Origin of the sequence: Aequorivita antarctica, from assembly GCF_007997155.1 — a bacterium.
In the GTDB taxonomy this organism is placed as follows: Bacteria; Bacteroidota; Bacteroidia; order Flavobacteriales; family Flavobacteriaceae; genus Aequorivita; species Aequorivita antarctica.
In genome coordinates, this window is sequence record NZ_VORT01000039.1 from 1 (window position 1) to 1,179 (window position 1,179).

Consider the following 1,179-nt stretch of genomic DNA (forward strand, 5'->3'; position numbering starts at 1 on the left):
TTGAAGTATTTCCATACTCGTCAGTGGCGGTCATTGTGATGGTGTAAGTTCCATCAGACAATGGCGTGCCCGGAGCGGGAACTTGAGTAGTGAGTGTTACAGGATCTGTACAGTTGTCAATTGCAGTGGCTTCGCCAGTTGCAATATAGTCAGGCAGGATGTAGAACAGGTTACCAGCTCCCGGATCAACAGTTTGATCTGCTGGGCAAGTAAGTACAGGGGCCAAAAGATCTACAACTATAACATTTGCAGAACAAGAGGCGATGTTTCCGCTTGTATCGCTAACAAAAGCAGTAACAACGATAGTTGTTCCTATATCTGCACAGCTAACCGTTGGCACATCTACTGCTGCGGTAGCGATACCACAAGCTTCAATTACACCACTTATAATGTCATAAGGATCTATGGTAGCAGTACCGTCTGGTCCCAATTCTATAACAATATCTGTATTGGTGTTTGCATAAGAATAAGTTATGCCCCAGCTGTTAAGCGTTCCTGTATCACCACCTGCAGCATCAGAAATGGTGATGATCCAGTCTCCCATTGTACTTTCTCCGTTGAAAGCAGAAAGTGGGTTGTTAGGGATGAAAGTACCATCAATTGTTGGTACACCTGCACCACACTGGTCTTCTACTGGACCTGTGCCAGCATCATCAAGCGTAGCAAGGATATCATCTCCACTACAACCAAATCCTGTTCCTGTAAAACCTGGACGGTCAACGATTGTAACCGACGTACCTGCAGGGGAAGTAATTGTTGTAGTAACATCACCTACCCAAGTATGTGTAACATCTAGATTAACATTTAAATCTGATATGACCACATCTTCAGTTATCGTCAATGTTGAGGTTACCCCTGTTGGATCAGCATCTGGAATTGCAAGGTTTGGACTATCGCTAACAGTTTCAGAAACTGTTGGCTCAGGGCCGCAAGTGATAATTGGCGCAATCAAGTCTATCACATTTACCACTGCCATACAGGTAGAAACGTTTCCACTGTCATCTGTAACAGTTACCTCAACAATGTTTTCGCCAAGATCTGCACAAGTGAACTCAAGGCCAGAACTAGCAACAGTTTCATAATGAACAGTACCGTTCCATACACGAGGAGTAAATACTGATCCAGTAAACAATCCAGCTACAGCAGTTCCTAGAGACATGGAAAGATCAGCATTAGAGA

Annotated in this window: 1 protein-coding gene; it reads right to left on the reverse strand. The window is 44.0% G+C overall.

Annotated features, from left to right (window positions below):
- Positions 1 to 1,179, reverse strand: a 1,179-nt coding sequence (locus ESU54_RS17645; protein ID WP_211362167.1) for a proprotein convertase P-domain-containing protein, incomplete at both ends; no start/stop codon positions are given.